This window comes from Parabacteroides johnsonii DSM 18315 (genome assembly GCF_025151045.1).
GTDB classification, from domain to species: domain Bacteria; phylum Bacteroidota; class Bacteroidia; order Bacteroidales; family Tannerellaceae; genus Parabacteroides; species Parabacteroides johnsonii.
Window position 1 is genome coordinate 286,755 of sequence record NZ_CP102285.1, and the last position, 21,064, is coordinate 307,818.

The following is a 21,064-nucleotide window of genomic DNA, read 5'->3' on the forward strand; positions in this document are numbered from 1 at the left end:
AATATGGGAAGCGAGGCCTTTCCCCAAGGGAATTTATGTACATGCCTTCGCCTCAAGACCCACCAATAACAACCATTGGTTATTCTTCATCTCTGCCAATTATTGACGATTTGTATATGAAAGACTTAGACTTTGCACAGTCCATGGCTCTTTCATCGTTATTTTTGAGTTTATCGTTTAAAAGTCCTTTTTTTTCACTAGAAGAGATTCATAAGTATGATGTGTTCTTAACAAGGATGCAGAATGGGTTGTTACCCTATAAGGGAGCACTGAATTCACTATTGCCTATCCTGAAGAAAGGGAATGCGGAAGCGTTTAGTCAGAAGATGGCCACATTGTTCGATGTGAAGAAATATAAGCCCCTTGGCAGTGTTCAGGATATGTATGATTCCTACTTTAAGCTGCTGGAAGTTGTATATTTAAACATTGCTCCACAATACTATCTGGATGACTGCCATGCAAGGTTTATTAAACCGCTGGAAGACCTTATCAATAAGTTGACTGTAGATGAGGTGCGGAATATCAAAGTTAAACTGGATGCTAGCGGCTTGATTTCAAAATGGTATAAAGATGAGGTATTGCCTTTTTTAGCTAAGTCTATTGACAACATACAAAAAATTCTACCGGTCATGATATATGCAAGTGCTGGCATCAAAGATGTGACAGAAAATGGCGATTTGAAGATTGTTACTATAGGTTGTGATGATGTTATGGATTTGTACAAAGAAGGTTATGAGGTATTTGCACATAGCTTAAAGATACTTGTAGGATTGAACAATCTTCAAGAGAACGGAGATATAGATGTGTTTACCCATTCTGGGCTAAGCGATGTTGATACTATCACAAAGTTTGCCGGAAAAGCAGCAGGAAAGATGATAGAAGTTCTTGAAGGGAATGGTGCATTTATGGATTATCTGGACGGTTCAATGAATAATAAAATCAGGAATGCTGCTAGTCATAGTGGAGGCATTGATTACGATTCCACGACACAACACATAAAATGCCACTACGATGCAACTGATGATAGTAAGGTATATGAAACGACTTTGATGTCGGTTTGTAGACTTTGTCATGTATTGATATTACATCTGATAGAAACGACATTACTTGCAAGGAAGATAGTAGAGAAAGCAAAATGACAGATATAAAAGTTATATATAAGGAGGCTTCAAAAGAGACTGTAGAGAACCTGATAGGCAACTTCTCAAAGACCATCGAGGATTTGTACAAGAAGGTAGTAGAAGATATTTCACTCTTGAAAGAATTAAATGAAGATGTACCACAATTGCTAAGACTGGCTGTAGAACTGCGGATGGACATGAGGTTTATATTGATAGACCTGATGACCAGTTTAAGGGGCAGTTTGAATGGTACATACACCTTTGAGAAATGCTATCATATCAAGAACCTTGAAGGTATTAGGGTGGAGGGATGCCGTTTGCTATTAGGTCATGGTGAAGAAAGAGAGGGGGCAGTATGGACGAAGCTCGGATGTGAACTTAGACATGAATACCAAAGATTCGAAAGGAGTAAGTATGCTCAGGTATATGAACAGTTAGTAGCCCTTTATGACAAGGTGTCAACGCAATTGAGAGCCGTGATGACAACCAATGAAGAGCGTAAAAGTAGGAATCTTACTTACCATTATGATGATGACCTCTATAAAGTGTATAAACAACTCGTAAAGGTAAAAGATAAAGGCGAGGATGACCCCATGAAATGCGTAATTCCGTGGATGGATGCACTGCTTTGGATACAGGTATTATGTGATACTATTGAATACGTGGAGGCCTTGCAGGGAAATACATTTTCTAAGGTGACAGGTTTTCATCATTTTCAAATCAATGTTATCAAACAAGATTTCTACAAACGAATGGTTTCTGAATTTTCAAAAAATGATCAATTGAAGGAAGTGCTCGGTAAGGTGCTTAAAGATATTGATAGCATTGACTGGGCCGCTAAAGAAAAGGATAAACTAGGACGGTTGGGAGACTGGTTGGGCGAGAACGCACTCAAACAAGACAAACCAAAGACAATAAAGGACATGAAAGACTTAATGAATGTTTATCTTCTGGTGGAAATGTCTTTTGCTGATATGGCTTGTGTCATGAGGGCTTTTATGAATGCAGGAAGTGATATAGAATACCCCTTGACATTTCGTCGATTGCTTGTATCAAAGGTTTCAACGCTTGGCCATCTTGTCGGATATAATGATGCAGAAAAAGGAAATGCACTTTGGACATTTATACAGAAAGCTGTTCCAACTGATGCTGCAAAGTTGAAAACTGAAGCGGCGGAAATTCGAATTGAGTTAGAAAGTCTTTTAAAGCAGGAGAATGTGAAGCGGAGGGCTTTGTACGTGCACTATTTGGACAGAGATACCAACGAAAGTAATGTTCTTCGCATATTAGAAAGTGTTGAAGGAATTGATTTGCTGATAGAAATCAATGCTTATTCAACGTTTATAAAGATTATGGGTAGAATCCGAAAGTTCTTGAAGAGCCTAATGGCTGAGTTTGCGATAAGAGTGGATAAGACCAGGAAAGCGAGCAATATCAAGATGAGAGTCCAGATAAAAAGATTAAGACAACTTCTGAAAGACCCCAAATGTCCAGCTGAACTGAGGATATCGTTCAATAAAACGCTTTACCAGATGGAGAATTTTTTTTAACTGTATGCTTAATCCTATTTTGGGAAATTATTTAGGGATGTACAGGTTTCGTGTTTTTTATGGTCGCTATATCTCCCTGTAACATATCATTAAATAAATAAAGTGTGCTATCTTTGCATATTATATGATATGTTGAATATGACAAAGAATACAATGGGGACTAAATTACCCCGAAAACTGGAGCAAAAGATGTCGGTAGTGGGAGAGCAGATAAAACTAGCTCGTCTACGTAGGAATCTGTGTGTAGCTCAGGTGGCTGAACGTGCTACCTGCTCCCCGTTGACCATATCCCGAATAGAGAAAGGTGTACCGACAGTGGCAATCGGTATTTACTTGCGTGTTTTGTATGCCTTGCAGCTTGACGATGATATTCTATGGCTGGCCAAAGAAGATAGATTGGGGAAAGCCCTGCAGGATTTGAGTTTGAAGACAAGGAAGCGAGCTTCAAAAAAGTGATAGAGTGCATACTCCCTATCCGTAAGTTAAAAATGTTTTTATGAGGATAAAAACAAGACTTGAAATTTCGTATTATGTTCCAAAATCATTATGTTTGCATTGCATAATAGATATGACATATGAAATTCGTTGATAGAATAGATGAAGCAGCACGTTTGAAGGATGCTCTTGCGAGAGAGAGGTCCTCGTTAGTCGTTATGTATGGTCGTAGACGATTAGGTAAGTCAACGCTTATCAAAAGAGTGTTGTCGGACAATGATGTTTATTTTCTCGCTGACCGTTCTGAAGGCCAACATCAGAGAGCGTTGCTTGCTAAAGTAATAGCACAAGTGTTTCCGGATTTCGATAAGTTAACATATCCGGACTGGGAATCTATGTTTCGTGCGGTCAATTATCGAACAGACAGGCGTTTTACCTTATGCTTGGATGAATTTCCGTATCTTGTGGAACAATCTCCAGAGCTGCCGTCTGTTCTGCAGAAACTTGTTGATGAGAAGCAACTGAAGTATAATCTTGTGCTCTGTGGTTCTTCTCAAAATATGATGTATGGGTTGTTCCTTGATTCAACAGCACCTCTCTATGGTCGTGCTGATGAGATAATGAGGCTTGCGCCGATACGTTTGCCGTATATTCAGGAGGCTTTGAGTCTTGATGCGATGAATGCCATTGAGGAGTATTCCGTATGGGGAGGTGTACCACGTTATTGGGAACTAAGGGAAAACAGAAGTTCGCTTGATGATGCATTGTGGCACAATATCCTTTCTGTAAATGGCACTCTTTACGAAGAACCTATAAAACTGTTTCAAGATGATGTTAAGGATATTGTCAAGACTTCGACAATAATGTCTTATATTGGGACTGGGGCAAATCGTCTTTCTGAGATTGCTGGACGATGCTATGAACCGGCAACAAATCTATCACGACCATTAAAGAAACTTATTGATCTCGGATTCTTGGAAAAAGATGTTCCGTTCGGGATTGATGAAAAGAATGCGAAAAAGAGCCTTTATAAGATAGCCGATCCGTTTATGGCATTCTATTACCAGTTTGTTGTTCCGAATCGCTCGTTCATTGAACTTGGTCGTCGCTTGCCCATTGAACAGGCTTTAAACGCCCATTTCTCTGAGTATGTGAGTATGCAATGGGAAAAATTATGCCGGGATTCTGTAACAGGTAATCTTGTCAATGGAGTAGTTTATGGTAAGGCAAAACGCTGGTGGGGGGCTGTTCTCAATGAGGATAAGAAACCTGAACAGGTCGAATTCGATGTGATGGCAGAATCGCTTGATAAAAAGTATTTGCTGGTTGGTGAATGTAAATGGACAACTCAAGAGAATGGTAAACAGTTAACAACTGAACTTCTCCACAAGGCTAATCTGCTGCCGTTTGCCAAGAGCTACACCGTCGTTCCAGTGCTGTTCCTTAAGAACACTCCGAAAGATGATGCTGGGAATGTAATGTTGCCAGAAGATGTTGTTGAGTTAATGAAATAAAGGAATCTCAAATCCACTATTTGACAGAGTTATTAGATGGCAAAAAAAACAATAAATAAAGAGCTTACAGGTGCACAGGACTTATACAATTTCTTGTTTGAGGCCTGTAATATAATACGCGGTCCTGTAAGTCAAGATAATTTTAAGGATTATATCACGCCTTTGCTTTATTACAAGCGGATATCTGATGTTTATGATGAAGAAACAGAAGAAGCTTTAATATCAAGTGGTGGTGATAAGGAATATGCATCTCTTCCAGAGCAACATCGTTTTGTTATTCCTGATGGTTGTCATTGGCAAGAAGTCCGAGAACGTACAGAAAATCTTGGAGCAGCCATAGTTGGTGCTATGAGACAGATAGAGATAGCAAACCCAGATACATTGTATGGGGTGCTATCTATGTTTTCATCTCAGAAATGGACTAATAAGGCAATTCTCAATGACAGTAAGATTCGTGACCTGATAGAACATCTATCAAGACGAAAACTTGGTAATAAGGATTATCCTGCAGATTTAATGGGTGATGCCTACGAGATACTATTAAAGAAGTTTGCTGATGACAGTAAGGCCCAGGCCGGAGAGTTTTATACTCCTCGTTCTGTTGTGAGATTATTAGTGCATATTCTTGATCCGCAACCGGGGGAAACTGTATATGATCCTGCTTGTGGTAGTGGAGGAATGCTTATCGAAGCTATACGATATATGCACGATGATTCTCTTTGCTGTGGAAGTATATTCGGACAAGAGAAGAATGTCGTGAATGCGGCCATTGCTAAAATGAATCTATTCCTGCATGGTGCATCTGATTTTAATGTAATGCAAGGCGACACATTGAGAGATCCAAAAATTCTTCAAGGTGGTAATATCGCCAAATTCGATTGTGTTATAGCAAACCCTCCATTTTCTCTTGAAAATTGGGGAGCAACGGAATGGAGTTCAGATAAATATAAGCGGAATATTTATGGAACGCCGAGTGATAGTTGTGGTGACTATGCGTGGATTCAGCATATGATATGTTCTATGTCTTCCGGCAAGGGGCGTATGGCTGTTGTAATGCCGCAAGGTATTCTGTTTCGTGGAAATCAAGAAGCAGAAATAAGGAAACAATTAGTCGAAAGTGATTTGATAGAAGCCGTTGTTACATTAGGAGATAAATTGTTTTATGGAACTGGACTTTCACCGTGCTTTTTGATAATACGAAGAATGAAACAGGCTCATCATTCCGGACGGATTTTGATGATAGATGGTTCCAAAATTCTAACTCAAAAGAGAGCGCAGAATATTTTAGAAGAGAATGATATAGATAGGTTATATTCACTTTATCAAAATTACTCCGATGAAGAGGACTATTCTCGAATCGTTACATTGCAGGAGATAAGAGATAAAGAGTATAATCTTTCGCCCAATCGCTATGTGGTTTACCACAAGGAGGAAATTCGTCCTTATACGGAAGTGTTGGCTGAGTTCAAACAAGCATACGAAGATGTGAAGCGATTGGAGAACGAATTTTCATTACTCATTAACGCATAATCAATATGGCAGAAAAAGTAAAACAATATCGTCTTCCGGATGACCCTATTACGCTCGATGAACTTAAAAGTTTCCTTTGGGCGGCTGCTACTCATTTGCGTGGTCAGATTGATGCTGCAGGATATAAAGAGTATATTTTCCCTTTGCTTTTTTTCAAACGCATTTCCGATGTTTATGATGAACAGTTTGAAGGATTTGTGTGTGAAGGAGGAGTTGAGTATGCAGGTATGCAAGTAGAAGATCTCCCCATCCGCATTCCTGATGGTGCGCATTGGAGAGATGTTCGTGAAGTAACGGAAAATGTTAGTAATAAATTAGTCGAAGCATTTATTGCCATTGAGCAAGCCAATCCTGCTAAGGAAATGGATGGCAGAAAAATCGGAGGTTTAGAAGGAATTTTCGGACCTAAGGATGGCTGGACCAATAAGGCGAAGATGCCCGATAGTATAATCACTTCGTTGATTGAGGATTTCTCTAAATATACGTTGAGTTTGAAGGCATGTCCTGCCGACGAAATGGGACAGGCATACGAATACCTTGTTGGAAAGTTTGCCGATGATGCCGGGAATACGGCTCAGGAGTTCTATACGAATAGAACTGTCGTTCAGCTTATGGCTGAAATACTGCAGCCCAAACCGAATGAAAGTATTTATGACCCGACTTGCGGTTCCGGGGGAATGTTGGTTAAATGTTTGGACTATCTTCGCAACAAAGGGGAAGAGTGGCAGAGTGTGCAGGTGTTCGGACAAGAGGTAAATGGATTGACCTCTTCTATTGCACGAATGAATCTTTATCTGAACGGCGTAGAGGATTTTTCAATAGTATGTGCTGACACGTTGGAGCATCCTGCATTCTTGGATGGCAGCCATCTTCGTAAGTTCGACATTGTTCTGGCAAATCCTCCTTATTCAATCAAAGAATGGAATCGTGAAAAATTCATGAATGATAAGTGGGGACGTAATTTCTTGGGAACGCCTCCGCAAGGAAGAGCTGATTATGCATTTCTTCAGCATATCATAGCTTCAATGAATGAAACTCAGGGAAGATGTGCGATTCTTTTTCCCCATGGTGTACTATTTCGTGATGAAGAATTAGAATTACGAAAGAAACTCGTTGAAATGGATATACTTGATTGTATAATAGGTTTGGGAGCAAACTTGTTTTATAATTCTCCTATGGAAGCTTGCATATTAATATGTAACTGCTCAAAGGCTAATAGCAAAAAGAATCGAGTTTTGATGATAAATGCTGTGAATGAAGTTACAAGAAAAAATGCAGAGAGTATGTTGTTGGCAGAGCATATACAAAGGATTGTAAATGCATACCAACAAAATAGAGAATTGGATGGCTTCTCGAGAATTGTAAGTAATGATGAAATTAGAGAAAAGAAGTTTAATCTGAATATATCATTGTACGCATATCAAAGTGTACTACAGGATGCACTTACTGTCTCTAAAGAGGATGCTATAAATGTTTGGATTTCCTCTCATAGTCAATGTATAAATGAAATGGATGAGTTAATTAAGTTGATTAAATAATATGGGTGTAGTAAAATTAGGTGATGTCGCTCGTGAAAGTCGACTTAAATGGACAAAAAGTAAACAGGATGTTCCTATAGTTGGTTTGGAACATCTTATCCCTGATGAAATACGTTTTGATGCATATGATATAAATACAGATAATACTTTTTCAAAAAGGTTTGTAAAGGGACAAGTCTTATTTGGTAGACGTCGAGCTTATCAACGTAAGGCTGCAATTGCTGAATTTGATGGTATATGCTCAGGCGACATAACTGTAATACAAGCAATAGAAGGGAAAATGCTGCCTGAGTTATTGCCTTTCATAATTCAAACACCTGTATTTTTTGATTATGCTAATAGAGGCTCTGCTGGCTCTCTATCACCTCGTGTAAAATGGGAGCATTTGGCTGATTATGAGTTCGAATTACCTCCATTAGAGGAACAAAAAATTCTTGCTGATAAATTATGGGCAGCCTATAGATTGAAGGAAGCCTATAAAAAACTACTTGTTGCCACCGATGAAATGGTGAAATCGCAATTTATCGAGATGGTGGGTGATCCAAGGAACAACCCGAAAGGCTGGCCAACAAAAAGACTTTCAGAATTGGCAGAATATTCCATAGGCTTAACTTATAAGCCCGAACAAATTTGTGATGATGGTACCATTGTGCTTAGGTCTGGTAACATACAAGATGGGAAAATATCCTTTTCAGATATTGTCAGGGTTAATGCGCCAATCAAAGAAAGCCTCTTCGTGAAAGAAGACGATATCCTGATGTGCAGCCGTAATGGAAGTGCTTCACTTGTAGGTAAAGTGGCTATGATTCCCGACATTAATGAACCAATGACTTTTGGTGCGTTCATGACTATAATACGTTCTGCCGAGGCAAAATACTTGTACCTCTATTTCCAATCTCAAGATTTCAGAGAACGTGTTAGTGAGGGAAAGTCCTCAACAATGAACCAAATCACGCAAAAGATGCTTGATAAAGTCGAGGTTCCCTTCCCCGACAAAGATGTTCGAGAGACTTTATCGGCCATCGCCTCTCAGGCAGATAAATCAAAATTTGAATTGAAGCAGTGCATTGAACATATCGATAAAGTCATAAAGAGTTTAATAAACGGATAGAATAAAAGAGATGCGTTGATAGCTGCGGCTTAATTGGATAACAAATTTATTAATAATATGATAGAGAATCTGATTAATGACATAGAGCAGGCTATGCTGGGAGTTTTAAACAACGAGCAAATGAGTCAATTACGAAAGGTGCTAGATTATGCCTTTCGTGATATCAACGTGTCGTCTAAGAACAATGAAGAGTGCAGTGGTAATAGTGAATTAATAGATAGTTTTTTGTCGGCTAAACGAGTCGAAGGTTGTTCGGATAAGTCGATACACTATTATCGAAGTACATTAAATAATGCTATCAGGAAAATAGGGAAAAATATTCGCCATATCACTACTGATGACTTGCGTAATTACTTGAATGATTATCAGCAGACAAGCGGTGCCACAAAGGTTACGGTAGACAACATACGCCGCATTTTGTCAAGTTTCTTTTCATGGCTTGAGGATGAGGATTATATTGTGAAGAGTCCGGTACGTCGGATTCATAAAGTAAAAGTCGGAAAAACAGTCAAAGAAACATACTCCGATGAAGCGTTGGAACAAATGCGTGACCATTGTGAAGGTATTCGCGATTTAGCCTTGATTGATTTGTTGGCCTCTACCGGTATGCGTGTTGGGGAGTTGGTCAAACTCAATCGGAACGATATAGACTTTGAAAACCGGGAATGCATCGTTACCGGTAAAGGCGATAAGCAACGTCGAGTTTATTTCGATGCTCGCGCAAAGATACATTTACAACGTTATTTGGCAGAACGGATAGATGACAATCCTGCGCTGTTTGTTTCGTTATTAGCACCTTATGATCGACTACAGATAAGTGGCGTGGAAATTCGATTGCGTCGATTGGGACGTGAATTGAATATTCCTAAGGTGCATCCTCATAAATTCCGCCGCACGTTGGCAACAATGGCGATAGATAAAGGTATGCCCATAGAGCAGGTCCAGCATCTCTTAGGGCATCAAAGTCTTGATACAACATTGCAATATGCTATGGTGAATCAGACAAATGTAAAAATGTCTCACCGTAAATTTATTGGTTAGTATGTCGCAATTTATCGAGATGTTTGGGACTGTTGAATCTTATTGCAAATTGGAAGATTTGGTATCTGATACATTCCCAGGGGAATGGGGAAGCGAACCGACTTCTGAAAATGCTATAAAAGTGATTCGCACAACAAACTTTACTAATGAAGGACATCTTGATCTGGCGGATGTTGTAACTAGAGATATTGAGCCTAAAAAAGTTGCACGAAAAAAGCTCAAACAAGGTGACACAATCTTGGAGAGGTCCGGAGGTACTAAGGATAATCCGGTTGGTAGAGTCGTGTTTTTCGATGAAATAGGTGATTATTTGCTTAATAATTTTACACAAGCATTGCGTCCTAAGGAATCTGTAAATCCAGTATACTTATTCTACGCTTTATATAATTCCTATAATATCAATAAGGCTGCAATGAGAGCAATGGCAAGCCAAACTACCGGTATCCAAAATTTAAGCATGTCGGACTTTATGTCTAAGTCTATAGTACTACCTTCAAGAGACGAACAAAACAAATTTGAACAGATCTACCGTCAGGCCGACAAATCAAAATTTGGCGACTTCAAATCGCAATTTATCGAGATGTTTGGGAATCCTCTTTCTTTAAATCAGAAGAATGAGTTGAAAAGATTAGGAGAATGTTGTATTCTAAATCCAAGACGTCCTAACATTGCTCTTTGCGACACCGATAAAGTCTCTTTTATTCCTATGCCGGCGGTAAGTGAGGATGGATATTTGGTAGATATGACTGACGAAGAATATGGAAAAGTAAAAAAAGGCTTTACATATTTTGAGAATAATGATGTCTTGTTTGCTAAGATTACACCTTGTATGGAGAATGGCAAAGGAGCTATTGTACATGGACTTATAAATGGTATAGGAATGGGATCTACAGAATTTCATGTATTGCGGCCAATTAACGGAATATCTAGTCCCTATTGGCTGTTAGCATTAACACGAATGCCTATATTTCGTGAGCGTGCTGCAAAAAATATGTCTGGAACAGGCGGGCAGAAAAGAGTTAGTGCTTCATATCTGGACCATTTTATGGTTGGGTTGCCTGCGATAGAGGAACAAAGGCGTTTTGAAGCAATATATAGACAAGCCGACAAATCAAAATCTGTCATTCAAAAGACTTTAGTATATTTGAATGATATACAGAGTGACGAATTAGGTAAAATCGCTTAATTATTAAATTGATAACAATAAAAACTATAGATATGTTTAACGAAGACAATACAGTGGAGCAAATGCTCATAGAAGCTGCAACCCAAAGTGGTTGGCAGTATGTAAAGTCACAGGATATACCTCGCAGTACAGATTCTGTTCTTGTGGGATCATGGTTATTGGAAGCTCTTATCAGGTTGAACCCGATAACACGTCAACAAGCGGAACAAGTTATTTATAAACTACGTGCTGCGATTACTTGTGGAGGCAATTATGATGAATTAGTGACTGCCAATGATCGTTTTCGTACATTGTTATTTAATGAAAACACAGAACCTTTTGGAAAGGATGGTGAATATATACCTATCAGATTCTTTAGCGAAGATGCTGTTGAAGATTATTGTGTTGTGACCAATCAATGGGAGTTTCCACGTAGTTCTGTTGATGGAGGTAAACGTTTGGATTTGGTTTATCTGATAAATGGAATTCCGGTTTGTGTTGGTGAAGCAAAATCTCCTGTTCGCCCTCAGATAACATGGGCTGACGGAGCCATCGATATGCTGCATTATGAAAAAAGCATTCCAGAAATGTTTGTTCCGAATATATTGACCTTTGCTACTGAAGGCAAAGAACTTCAATATGCCGGTATCTGTGCTCCTGTTGACAAATGGGGGCCTTGGTTTAAAGATGAAGGTCGTCAGCATGGCACAATAGAGTCGGTTAAAAGTAATGTAATGGGGTTAGTTCAACCAAACCGACTACTTGACATATATCGTTACTATAGTGTTTTTACAGGAACATCATCAGGCAAAAAAATAAAAATAGTTTGCCGTTATCAACAATATCTAGGAGGTGAAGCTATTGTTCAGCGTGTCTTAAATACATATCGAGAGAAACAAGGTCCGAAGAAAGGTCTTATTTGGCATTTCCAAGGTTCGGGAAAATCATGGTTGATGGTATTTGCTGCCCAAAAATTACGTTTGCAGAACGAATTACATGCTCCCACTGTTGTTATCGTTGATGACCGTATTGATTTGGAAGATCAGATAACTGGCGATTTCACTCGTGCTGATATCCCCAATATAGAATCAGCAAAGACAAAAGAAGAGTTGGTCGCATTTTTCAAGCAGGATCAGCGCAAGATTTTGATAACGACAATTTTCAAATTCGGAGATGTTGATAGTGTACTGAATGAAAGAGATAATATCATACTGTTGGTAGATGAAGCACACCGAACTCAGGAAAAGGATTTAGGACAAAAAATGCGCAATGCACTACCTAATGCATTTTTCTTTGGTCTTACCGGAACGCCTATCAATAAACGAGATAAGAATACTTTTCAATCTTTTGGAGCTGATGAGGATTTAGAGAAAGGTGGATATATTTCAAAATATACTTTCCAAAATTCTGTTGAAGATGGAGCTACGCTTGAATTGAATTTCCAAACAGTGCCGGTAGAGATGCATCTTAACGAAGCTCAATTACAAGAAGAGTTTGATGAACTGACCGATCAAATATCAGAGGAAGAAAAGAACGAATTAGTAAAACGAACTTCTGTTGAAGCATTTTTTACAGCGGAGAAGCGAATTAACGATGTCGCACGTTATATTGTAAATCACTTCAAAGAGTATGTAGAGCCCACTGGAATGAAAGCTCAAGTCGTGGTATATAACCGAGACTGCTGTGTGAAATATAAGCAAGCGATTGATGCTCTTTTGGGTTCGGAAGATGCAACCACTATCGTTATGCATACGGCTGGCGATAAAGCTGATGAGTATAAGGCATACCGTCGTGATAGAGAACAAGAAAGAAAACTTCTTGACCAATTCCGTGATCCATTGTCACCGATTAAAATGGTGATTGTCACTTCAAAGCTATTGACAGGTTTTGATGCTCCAATTTTGCAATGTATGTATCTTGATAAACCAATGAAAGATCATACGTTGTTACAAGCTATTTGCCGTACGAATAGAAAGTACAATGTTGATAAGAAATGTGGTCTGATTGTAGATTTCGTTGGTGTATTTGATAATGTAGCCAAAAGCCTTGCTTTTGATGAGGAGACGGTAAAAACGGTTGTAAAGAATATTGATGAGATAAAAGTGTTGATACCTCAATTTTTGCAAGAGTGTATTGACTTTTTCCCTGGTGTAGACCGGACAATCGGTGGTTGGGAAGGTTTGCAAGCTGCCCAGCAATGTTTACTTGATGAGTCTACAAAAACGAATTTTGCAAAACATTTTTCACGATTGGCTAAAGCTTGGGAAACAGTAAGCCCGGATGCAATGCTGGCTGCTTATCAGGCGGATTATACTTGGCTGGCTCAGGTATATCAAAGTGTACGTCCTGTTAGTACCGGAGGATCACTCATATGGACTTTATTGGGTGCTAAAACCATTGAAATCATTCATCGTAACATTGATACAATTGATATTGGGACTCCACTTGAGGATCTTGTGGTAGATGGAGATGTAATTGATATGGTGTTGGAGCAAGCCAAAGATAATCCTAAAAAGATATTGGAAGTGGAAAAAATGCTTCGTTTGAGGTTAGGAGAGCATCATGGAGACCCTAATTACAAGGCATTTGCTGAGAAGTTGGATGAACTGCGCCGTCATATGGAGGAGAATCTTATAACTAGTATTGATTTCCTCCGAGGATTGCTCACCCTTGCCAAAGAAGTGCTTGAAGAAGAAAAAAACTCAAATCAACCTCTTGACAAGAGGGAACAAGCTAAAGCTGCTCTTACGGAGTTGTTTGAATCAATTAAAACTGAGGATACACCTATTATTGTAGAACGTGTAGTTGCTGATATTGATGAAAATGTGGTAGCTATTGTACGTAAGTTTAAAGATGCTTTTAAAAGCATTACAGCTCAGCGAGAGATAAAAAAGAAACTACGTTCTATTCTGTGGGTTAACTACCAGATTAAAGATCAAGAAGTTTTTGATAAGGCTTATCAGTATATTGAGATGTATTACTAATCGGTTGATAAAATGAATTTGTTATGGCTGTTGAATCACACGATAAGAAACTTGATGACCTCCTAAAAATGGTTGAAGAAGGTAAGGCTCAATTACCCGACTTTCAACGTAGTTGGGTTTGGGATGACACGAAAATATGTAAACTAATAGAAAGTATCACATCTGGCTTCCCAATGGGTGCAGCGATGTTTTTGGCTAATGGTGGTGAGCATATCCGTTTTAAGTATCGCACATTTGAAGGTGTGGATTCTATATCAGAAGTTACACCTGAGTGGCTTGTGCTCGATGGACAACAGCGACTCACAACCTTATATCAGGTCTTGAAGAGTAAGAAAGCAACTAATACTCGATTAGAGACCAATCGAGATACAATTATCAAACGCTATTATTATCTAGATATTCGTAAATGTCTAGACTCTACTGCGGACAGATTGGAAGCAATTATATCTGTATCAGAGAAGAAACAGCTTACAACAAATATTGGCCGTGATGTAACGCTGGACTTATCCACAAGAGAGAAAGAATTTGAGAACCTGATGTTTCCCCTGAATATTACGTTTTCTCATAATGATACGGAAGATTGGCATTATGATATGGAAGACTATTACAAAGGTGATAGAGTGTATAGAAATTTATTCCGTGATTTCTCCCAGCAGATTCTTCGTCCAATTTTAGAGTATAACATACCTATAATTCAGCTTGATAAAGAGACCCCAAAAGAAGCTGTCTGTCAGATTTTTGAGAATGTAAACACTGGTGGTATACCTCTTACGGTTTTCGAACTCGTCACAGCTACATTTGCTGCTGAAGGACATGAATTGAGAAAAGATTGGGAGACCATTCGTCATATTTTTGCTCAAAAAGTAAATGGCGAGCTATTGAAAGAAATCACTGGTGCTAATTTTTTGGCGGCAATGACTCTGTTGGTATCATATTATAAAAGAGTGGTTTCAGGTGATGATGAGCGTGTGGCTGTAACATGTAAGAAAAAAGATATTCTTAGGCTTGAATTGAAAGATTATTTGAAGTATCATGACGCTTTGATTAAAGGTTTCTGTGATGCAGCTGATTTCTTAGTACATCAGGGGATTTTCCGTTCCAGAGATCTTCCATATTCGTCACAACTTATTCCACTTGCTGCAATCTTTGCATACGACAACGAAAATAAAAAAATGTTGCATCTTGGAAGCAAACAGGAATTATTGTCTCGTTGGTATTGGTGTGGCGTAATGGGTGAACTATATGGGGGTGCCAATGAAGCTAGATTTGCAACTGATATAATGGGCGTATTCCGTTGGATGGAAGGTGGTGAAATGCCAGAGACTGTATATCGTTCTAATATACAACCAACTCGTTTATTGACCATGCAGACTAGGAATAGTGCAGCGTACAAAGGTGTTATGGCACTTATCTTACAAGACTCACCACTTGATTTTATGACAGGTCATCGTATGGATATAGCATCTTACATTGATGAAGATGCTGATATTCATCATATATTCCCTCAAACTTATTGCGAGAAAAATAACCTTCCACGTATAAAATGGAATTCTGTCATTAATAAGACTCCAATTTATGCATCTTCCAATCGTTCAATAGGAGGGCATGCACCAAGTACCTATATTGGAACTATGGCAAATAAGGGATTAAAACAAGTTGAGATACAGGAAGCCATAGAGTCACATAAGGTAAGTTATGCTCATCTTGTATTAGATGATTTCAATGCTTATTTCATAGATCGAGCAAAACAATTGCTTGACAGAATAGAGCAAGCGACAGGCAAATCTGTCTCAGGAAGAGATAGCGAAGAAACAATCCGTGAATTTGGTGTTGCTTTAATATAGATAGCAATCTGTAACAAACTAGAAAAATGTGATTAATAAATAGCTGAAAATAAATGAACTGGAGATTTTGGAAGAAAATATGTGCAAATAATTCGATGGAGGATGATAAACAAGTATCATTAACTCCTGCTCTGCTTAATCGTGATAGTGAAAGTGATAAGAAGCAGTATAGGAGTGTTTTGAATCTTGCACGAAAACTAGAAGAGAAAGACATATTGAACATTGCTCTTACAGGTCCTTATGGAGCCGGTAAGAGTTCCATTCTTCGCTCTTTGAAGAAAGACTATCCTAAATACAAATATCTTTCAATATCTCTTGCTACATTAAAGTCTCCATTAGATGATAAAAAGAATGAAATAGATATTGATACGATGAATAATCGTATTGAATACAGCATTCTTCAACAACTTATTTATAAAGAAAAACAAGAGACGCTTTATAATTCTAGATTAAAAAGGATTTATCATAAATCAACTTGGGCTCAATATGTTTTATCATTTGCAATAATATTTTATGCTGTTGCTTTAATTATTGTATTTGAACCATCGTTTTTGAAAGTGGAATGGATTTGCAACCGCTTAAGCAATCCGATATTAAATAAATGGTCTGATATTTTTGCTCTATCATATATATTTATTGCAACAATAATATTCGCTCAAAAGACTATCAAGTCATTGAGTAATAGTAAACTTAATAAGTTAAATCTAAAGAATGGGGAGATTGAATTAAAAGAAAATAAAGAAGATACATCTGTTTTCAATAAGCACATGGATGAAATTGTCTATTTCTTTGAGGTCACTAATTATAATGTCGTGATTATAGAGGATTTAGATAGATTTAATAATACTGATATTTTTCTTAAGTTACGAGAAGTCAATCAACTCTTAAATCAGTCAAACTCCGTAGGACGTAAAGTTACGTTCATTTATGCGGTTAAGGATGATATGTTCTTTGATGAAGAACGTACTAAATTCTTTGATTATATCACAACTGTAATTCCAATAATCAACTCCTCAAACTCGGCAGACAAACTGAAAGAGGAACTAGAGATAAAAGGTTTTTCAGATCTTAATGTTGAGGTAATAGAAAGTTTAGCTTTTTTTATTGACGATATGAGATTACTTAAGAACATTGTCAATGAATATGCCCAATATAGAGAAAAACTTGATGAGAAACTTGATCAAAACAAGCTTCTTGCCATGATTGTATATAAAAACTACTACCCAAAGGATTTTGCTGATCTACATAAAGGAAAGGGTGTTTTATATGATTGTTTGCATAAGAAAAGCGAGTTGTTAATTGAACGTAATAGGCAAATTGATGAACGTATTGGCGTAATCACTAAAAAACTTCAATCTTTAGAAGCGACGCATGCCATGCAAGAAAAAGAATTAAGGCTGATTTATATTGAAGGGTATCGTAAAAAATTATCAAAACAATATAAAAGTAATGTCTTTTCGTTTTTTGTTGAGAACAATTTTATACCTCTTGAAGATATCGCTGAAAATGAAACTTTATTTAATTCATTGATATCGCAACCTTCAATTCGATACCAATATTTTAAGGGATGTCAAATTAACACATATTATGGTCATGTTAGATCTTGTTATGATACATCTGAAGATAGTTGCAATGTTCAATTCAGTCAGATAGAGGAAATAGTTAATTCGGACTTTACTTACCATGAGCGATTAGAAGCCTTGCGAGAGGGCGAAAAAAAATATCGTGAACAAATCAAGATACTAGAGTTGTCTCGGAACAATCATTATGCTACTCCAATACATGAATTGTTGCTGGATATTGATATGCAGACGCATAAGATTTTTAGTGAACTCAAAGTCTCTAAAATGCTTGAAGCTTTCTTGAAAGAAGGACTTATAAATGAAGATTACTTTGATTATATCTCTTTCTTTTTTGGTAAGTCAATTAATAAGCATGACCATGATTTTATTCTGGAATTAAAACTTCGGCATAGCTTACCATATGATTATCATATAGATAAAATAGAACTGTGCGTGAAAAACATTCCTGACAAATGTTACAATGATGTAAGTATATTGAATATTCAGGTGGTGGATTGTATTTGTCAGCATCTTGAAGAAGAAACTAATAACTCAAAACTTCATTCGATAGCACAAGTTGTTAAGAATAATAAAAAGTGGGACTTTTTGATTGATTTCTATAAGTCAGTTGAAGATTCGAGCCCGCTTTTCAACCATTTGGGTAGTATCGTTGATGGATTATGGAAGATCTTCGTGAAACAGAATTCCGATGAATTATTCGAGGCTTGGTTGCGATTCCTAGAATTAAACTATTCCACAAAAGAAAGTCGTAACTGGTTGAATAAACACTTCGCATTTATATCTCATAGAGTAGATCTTATAGGTTTTGATATAGTCAAACAAACAGTGTCGAATGGAAAACTGATTTTTACAGATATAGATGCAGAATCAGGGTGTTTGCTGGAATATGTTGTAGAAAACGAAGCATATATGCTGACACCTGAAAATGTTGTATGCGCATTTGTTTATTATCGAAATGAAAGGATGGAAGCATTGAATAATTATCCTTTAAATGTTACAATACTGAGGAGTTGTGAATCTGCTAAACCAGTGTCAGATTATATAGATGAACGTTTTGATGATGCACTAAATAATGTATTTATCACAGATGCAGCGAAACAAGAGAGTGTGGAAATTATTCTTGAAATTATTAATTCTGAAGATATAACAGAGGAGACAAAACGCAAATACCTTTCGGGGCAACATAATAGAGTTTCTCTTTCCTATGTTAACAATACACAGTGGGAGTCCGCTATTGAAGTTGATATAGTTACACCAGCATGGCCTGAGATATATGCATTCTATGAGAGTCAGAATAATGTAATGATTGCTAGTTTGCGAATATTCATTACGAAGCATATTGATGAATTAACAGATATATCTGAATTGGATGATACTCAGAAAGAACTACTGGCAAACAGTGCTTTGTTGACATCAGATTTTGAAATGTCGGTATACGATAAACTTATCAAAATCTTTGATGGAGTTACATTTAAGGATGCGAATATTAACAGTGTAGATAACGCTCATTTTAAATCGTTACTTTGTGCCAATATGCTTCCATATAGCACATATTATACGACTACAATTAGAGACAATCATAGTGATGTACTTACTTATTATGTAGATAAGTATTTGGATGAGTGCATTATAGAAATAGAGGAGTTACCTACAGATATGAGGTTATACAAGTATCTTATGAGAAATCCAAGAGTAATCGGTGAAAAAGCTCTAAGTGTAGTTCAACACTTTCTTCCTCATATTGTGTGGGATAACGAATTGGCAAATATCACTCTTCCTGTGGTGAAAAACAATATTGAAAAATTTGATTATGATACAGAGAAGAACATTTTGGTCGATTCTACTAATTTGCCAGAGCGCTTGTCTTTTTTGATAGACTTGATTGAAAAGTATAGAGATGATTTTGATATTGTGACAGAATTAATAGAGTCTTTAGGCGATTCTTATCGAAGTATTACAGATAAATCAAAAAAGGCTACTATAGAAAATAATCACATGAATGAAATGTTTTTAGGGAAGCTAAAAACTATTGGATATATCTCATCATATAGAGAAGATGATGATAAACTTCGTGTAAGCCATAAACGTAATTATTAAATCAAATGCAAAAGAATAGAGTAATTTATAACTATCAGTGATGTTTGCTAGTGATTAATAGTAATCGATGAAAGTTTCCATTAATAAAGATTTTGTGTCAGGATTTAAAGCAACTTTAAAAGAATAAGATTTTGGTATGATAGAAGATAATGTTGAATTCTTGAGTTCTGATTTCGAACAGATTAAGAAACGGAAGGATGGCGGAAAAGAATATTGGTCGTCAAGGGATTTATGTGCTGTATTAGGATATAGTACATATCAAAAATTCACTCGTATTATAAACAAAGCCATTGCGATAGCCAATAATAAAGGATTTAATGTATCGGAGCATTTTAACCAAACGGTTGAAATGGTTAAGGTTGGTTCTGGCTCTTTTCGCAAGGTGGAAAATATCCATTTATCTCGTATCGCTTGCTTGATTATTGCGGAAAATGCAGATGGAAAGAAGCCACAAGTACAAATGGCAAGAGAATATTTCAAGCAAGAGATATCTACTCCTGAATCAATTAATAATAGTCTATCTGCTAATATTTTATTATATAAAACAGGACAAGGGGAAGTGCGTATAGAGGTAGTCTTCAATAGTGAAACATTCTGGATGTCGCAGAAGCGCATGGCTGATTTGTTTGGGGTAGATGTACGAACCATCAATTATCATCTTGGTCAGATTTACGAAACAGGCGAACTCACTAAAGAGGCAACTATCCGAAAAATTGGGATAGTTCAGTCAGAGGGAGAACGAGAAGTGGAACGCACACCACTGTTTTATAATTTGGACGTTATCATAGCTGTGGGCTATCGTGTAAATAGCTACCAAGCTACTCAGTTTAGAATATGGGCAACATCTGTTCTTAAAGAAATGATAGTTAAAGGCTTTGTTTTGGATGATGAACGTTTGAAACAAGGAAAATATTTTGGTAAAGATTATTTTGATGACTTATTGGAGCGTATCCGGGAAATACGGGCTTCTGAACGTCGATATTATCAAAAAATCACTGATGTATATGCAGAATGTAGTTCCGATTATGATCCTAAGGCCGAGACGACTCAGCTATTCTTTAAAATGGTGCAAAATATGATGCATTGGGCGGTTACTCATCAAACTGCTGCTGAAATCGTATATACAAGAGCAGATGCAGAAATGCCTCATATGGGACTTACTACATGGAAAAATGCACCGGAAGGAAGAGTTCAAAAGTCAGATACGATTATCGCAAAGAATTATTTATCGGATAAAGAAGTAATCTCTTTAAACCGTCTGACAACCTCGTTTCTTGATTTGGCAGAAGCGCGTGCGGAACGTCAGATAATTTCTACTATGGAAGACTGGAAAAAACAATTGGATGATTTCCTGACTGTATATGGCTATGACAAATTTCATGATTCTCGTATCATTTCTGCTGAACAAGCAAAGGAAAAAGCGTATGCTGAATATGACAAATTTCGCTTGATTCAAGATAAAGAATATCTTTCAGATTTCGATAAGGAAATTAAGTTATGGAAAGAAAAGGGATTGTTTGATAACGAATAAAATAAAGTCTCAACCGATAG

13 protein-coding genes are annotated in these 21,064 nt (G+C 37.3%); all 13 read left to right on the plus strand.

The annotated features are described in order from the left end of the window. Nucleotides 1-116 precede the first annotated feature (116 nt). The gene (locus NQ564_RS01405; RefSeq protein WP_227963202.1) at nucleotides 117-1,139 is read left to right on the plus strand and encodes a hypothetical protein; all 1,023 of its coding nucleotides are present in this window, start codon (nucleotides 117-119) and stop codon (nucleotides 1,137-1,139) included. Then, complete coding sequence (locus NQ564_RS01410; protein ID WP_008151827.1) at nucleotides 1,136-2,671, plus strand: hypothetical protein; 1,536 nt, start codon at nucleotides 1,136-1,138, stop codon at nucleotides 2,669-2,671. Before NQ564_RS01405 ends, NQ564_RS01410 begins: the two co-directional genes overlap by 4 nt. Nucleotides 2,672-2,809: 138 nt before the next feature. Beyond that, complete coding sequence (locus NQ564_RS01415; RefSeq protein WP_039848332.1) at nucleotides 2,810-3,127, plus strand: helix-turn-helix domain-containing protein; 318 nt, start codon at nucleotides 2,810-2,812, stop codon at nucleotides 3,125-3,127. A 119-nt stretch (nucleotides 3,128-3,246) separates the two neighbouring features. Beyond that, nucleotides 3,247-4,620, plus strand: a complete 1,374-nt coding sequence (locus NQ564_RS01420) for an ATP-binding protein (RefSeq protein WP_008151823.1) — start codon at nucleotides 3,247-3,249, stop codon at nucleotides 4,618-4,620. Between the two features lie 36 nt (nucleotides 4,621-4,656). Continuing rightward, nucleotides 4,657-6,150: a type I restriction-modification system subunit M gene (locus tag NQ564_RS01425; RefSeq protein ID WP_008151821.1), complete on the plus strand. Its 1,494-nt coding sequence runs from the start codon at nucleotides 4,657-4,659 to the stop codon at nucleotides 6,148-6,150. Between the two features lie 5 nt (nucleotides 6,151-6,155). After that, entirely contained in the window at nucleotides 6,156-7,688 is a 1,533-nt protein-coding gene (locus NQ564_RS01430; RefSeq protein WP_008151820.1) for a type I restriction-modification system subunit M, read from the plus strand. A 1-nt stretch (nucleotide 7,689) separates the two neighbouring features. Then, a complete protein-coding gene (locus NQ564_RS01435) occupies nucleotides 7,690-8,799 on the plus strand; it encodes a restriction endonuclease subunit S (protein WP_227963203.1) in 1,110 nt (369 codons plus the stop codon). Between the two features lie 57 nt (nucleotides 8,800-8,856). Next, entirely contained in the window at nucleotides 8,857-9,840 is a 984-nt protein-coding gene (xerA, locus tag NQ564_RS01440) for a site-specific tyrosine recombinase/integron integrase (protein ID WP_008151814.1), read from the plus strand. 1 nt (nucleotide 9,841) lies between these two features. Continuing rightward, on the plus strand, nucleotides 9,842-11,026 hold the full coding sequence (locus NQ564_RS01445; protein ID WP_008151813.1) for a restriction endonuclease subunit S: 1,185 nt from the start codon (nucleotides 9,842-9,844) through the stop codon (nucleotides 11,024-11,026). 32 nt (nucleotides 11,027-11,058) lie between these two features. Then, nucleotides 11,059-13,989 carry a type I restriction endonuclease subunit R gene (locus NQ564_RS01450; protein ID WP_008151810.1) on the plus strand — a complete coding sequence of 977 codons (2,931 nt, stop codon included), beginning with the start codon at nucleotides 11,059-11,061 and terminating at the stop codon, nucleotides 13,987-13,989. A 23-nt stretch (nucleotides 13,990-14,012) separates the two neighbouring features. Further along, nucleotides 14,013-15,833, plus strand: coding sequence for a GmrSD restriction endonuclease domain-containing protein (locus tag NQ564_RS01455; protein ID WP_008151809.1), 1,821 nt, complete (start codon nucleotides 14,013-14,015; stop codon nucleotides 15,831-15,833). A gap of 53 nt (nucleotides 15,834-15,886) precedes the next feature. After that, nucleotides 15,887-19,513, plus strand: a complete 3,627-nt coding sequence (locus NQ564_RS01460) for a YobI family P-loop NTPase (protein WP_087375738.1) — start codon at nucleotides 15,887-15,889, stop codon at nucleotides 19,511-19,513. A 136-nt stretch (nucleotides 19,514-19,649) separates the two neighbouring features. After that, nucleotides 19,650-21,044 carry a RhuM family protein gene (gene rhuM / locus NQ564_RS01465; protein ID WP_008151804.1) on the plus strand — a complete coding sequence of 465 codons (1,395 nt, stop codon included), beginning with the start codon at nucleotides 19,650-19,652 and terminating at the stop codon, nucleotides 21,042-21,044. Nucleotides 21,045-21,064: the final 20 nt, after the last annotated feature.

Coding starts and splice junctions, on each gene's coding strand:
- NQ564_RS01450 (WP_008151810.1), top strand. CDS start 11,059: ATGTTTAACGAAGACAATACAGTGGAGCAAATGCTCATAGAAGCTGCA.
- NQ564_RS01460 (WP_087375738.1), top strand. CDS start 15,887: ATGAACTGGAGATTTTGGAAGAAAATATGTGCAAATAATTCGATGGAG.
- NQ564_RS01420 (WP_008151823.1), top strand. CDS start 3,247: ATGAAATTCGTTGATAGAATAGATGAAGCAGCACGTTTGAAGGATGCT.
- NQ564_RS01435 (WP_227963203.1), top strand. CDS start 7,690: ATGGGTGTAGTAAAATTAGGTGATGTCGCTCGTGAAAGTCGACTTAAA.
- NQ564_RS01430 (WP_008151820.1), top strand. CDS start 6,156: ATGGCAGAAAAAGTAAAACAATATCGTCTTCCGGATGACCCTATTACG.
- NQ564_RS01455 (WP_008151809.1), top strand. CDS start 14,013: ATGGCTGTTGAATCACACGATAAGAAACTTGATGACCTCCTAAAAATG.
- NQ564_RS01410 (WP_008151827.1), top strand. CDS start 1,136: ATGACAGATATAAAAGTTATATATAAGGAGGCTTCAAAAGAGACTGTA.
- NQ564_RS01415 (WP_039848332.1), top strand. CDS start 2,810: ATGACAAAGAATACAATGGGGACTAAATTACCCCGAAAACTGGAGCAA.
- NQ564_RS01425 (WP_008151821.1), top strand. CDS start 4,657: ATGGCAAAAAAAACAATAAATAAAGAGCTTACAGGTGCACAGGACTTA.
- rhuM (WP_008151804.1), top strand. CDS start 19,650: ATGATAGAAGATAATGTTGAATTCTTGAGTTCTGATTTCGAACAGATT.
- NQ564_RS01405 (WP_227963202.1), top strand. CDS start 117: ATGAAAGACTTAGACTTTGCACAGTCCATGGCTCTTTCATCGTTATTT.
- xerA (WP_008151814.1), top strand. CDS start 8,857: ATGATAGAGAATCTGATTAATGACATAGAGCAGGCTATGCTGGGAGTT.
- NQ564_RS01445 (WP_008151813.1), top strand. CDS start 9,842: ATGTCGCAATTTATCGAGATGTTTGGGACTGTTGAATCTTATTGCAAA.